General features: G+C 71.6%; 1 protein-coding gene and 1 pseudogene. Both read right to left on the minus strand.

What is annotated here, in order from left to right:
• Positions 1–678 precede the first annotated feature (678 nt).
• Positions 679–831: a hypothetical protein gene (locus tag ABZS97_RS43910; RefSeq protein ID WP_356149693.1), complete on the minus strand. Its 153-nt coding sequence runs from the start codon at positions 829–831 to the stop codon at positions 679–681.
• Between the two features lie 306 nt (positions 832–1,137).
• Positions 1,138–1,760 (minus strand): annotated as a pseudogene (locus ABZS97_RS43915) (sporulation protein SsgA); the annotation flags it as partial.

Below are 1,760 nucleotides of genomic sequence, written 5' to 3' on the forward strand. Positions count from 1 at the left end.
GGGCGGTGGCGGTGCGGAGAGAAAAAGTCCTCCCGTCCCGGACAGCGGGGAGGGAGGAGCGGTGCACGGTCGGCCAGACGGTGCCTGCTGGTCATACCTAAGGGCGTCGGTTACCTAGCCATGCAAGAGCACCCCCCTTGGTTATGTAGGGGTGGCGCCCAGATGTTTCACGAGGGGCGTCGATACGGTCGGGTCCATGAGCGAAGAGACCTCCCCACCCCCCGCCGGCCCCACGTGCGCATGGGAGGGATGCGGCCTGCCGGTCCCGGAGTCCCGGGGTACGAAACCGAGGCGGTACTGCAAGCGGTCGTGTCGGCAGCGGGCGTATGAGGCACGGCGCCGGCGTGAGGAGATTGCGGCGGCAGTCGGCGCTGCGGTGATCCGTGAGCGGACCGCCCGAAGCGTGCCGAAGAACGTCACAGTGACGCAGCCCCGGGGCCCGGAAGAACGTCACAGTGACAGCAGGATTCCCCGTGCGGCGTCTGCTCCGAGCCCTCCGACGCCCCCGGCTGCTCCGGTCCGTCCGGCCATGCCGCTGCCGGACAAGGGACAGCGGCGCCGGCGGTTGTTCCCTCCGTTCCCCGGGGCGAGCCGAGAGCGGGACGAGTAGCGCGAGCACGGCTGCGGCCCCTGCCCTCCGGGTGGGGAGCAGGGGCCGCCGTGGTGCGGGTCGGTGTGTCAGTCGGTGTCGAGGGTGAGGACTCCGGCCCGGTAGTCCGTGTAGGTCAGTGGGGCGTCCTCGGTGCAGTCGTCCTCGGTGGCGACCGGGATGACGACGGCTGCCCAGTCGGGGAGATCGGCGAGCAGCGCCCGGAGTTCGGCGACGGTCATGACGGTGTCCTCTCGGTCAGGAGGATTTCGGGTCTCGGCGGACGGGCGGGTTGCTGGTCGTCGTGCTCGGCCTCGAGCCGCTCTCGCGGTTCCAGCGGCCGGGGCCCTGCTCGGTCGGCGTGGTCGGTCCCGGGCGCCCGGGTCCTCGTGTGGGCATGGCGTACCCTCCGAATCGGGACGCCCCCGCTTACCTCGGGGGCGTCCCTTCGTGGTGTCAGGCTCGGCGTCAGGGCGGGGTGTCAGGGCGCGTGACACGTGCTCCCGCCTAGGGGTATGGGCGTCAGGGCACCGTGACGGTGTCAGGTGTCACGCGGGCGTCAGGGCGGGCACGATGCGCCACCGGCCGGTCGTGCTGGTCGGCTGCAGGCGTCCGTCCTCGGCGGCATCCCGGAGCCGCGCGGACACCCACGGGCGGGAGTAGCCGTGCGCGTCACACCAGTCCATGAAGTCCTTCGGACCGACGATCATCTGCCCCTTGGCCTCGAATTCGTCGAGGGCCCGGGCGAACAGCTCCCGCGCTTCTTCCGGGGTCGGCTTGTGCCCGGTGTCCGTACCGAACAGCCCGCTGTTGTCGTCGCCCTGCCCGGCCGGAGGGAGATCCTGCTCCGGGTCGATGGCGGCGTCTTCCGGGTCGAGCAGGGAGGCCTGCGGCATGTCGTCGTCCTGCTCGCCCACGGTGGTCTGCTCCGTCGTCTCGTCGGTGTGGTCCTGCCGGCCGGTGTACGCGTTGCCGACGACCGCACGGGCCGCGGCCGTGGTGATCGGGTCGGCGGTCGCCCCGTTGCGCACGGCCCACTGTGCGAGCGTCTCCATGAGGGACACGGCCCGCGGGGTGAACTGCTGCGTCCGGCCGGGGCTGGCGTAGCGGTCCTCGTCGATGCCGCTGGAGACGACGTAGCAGTAACCGGGCTTGCGGTTGCCCCACGCCC

Source organism: Streptomyces sp. NPDC005485 (assembly GCF_040606085.1).
Lineage (GTDB): Bacteria > Actinomycetota > Actinomycetes > Streptomycetales > Streptomycetaceae > Streptomyces.

Coding starts and splice junctions, on each gene's coding strand:
- ABZS97_RS43910 (WP_356149693.1), bottom strand. CDS start 831: ATGACCGTCGCCGAACTCCGGGCGCTGCTCGCCGATCTCCCCGACTGG.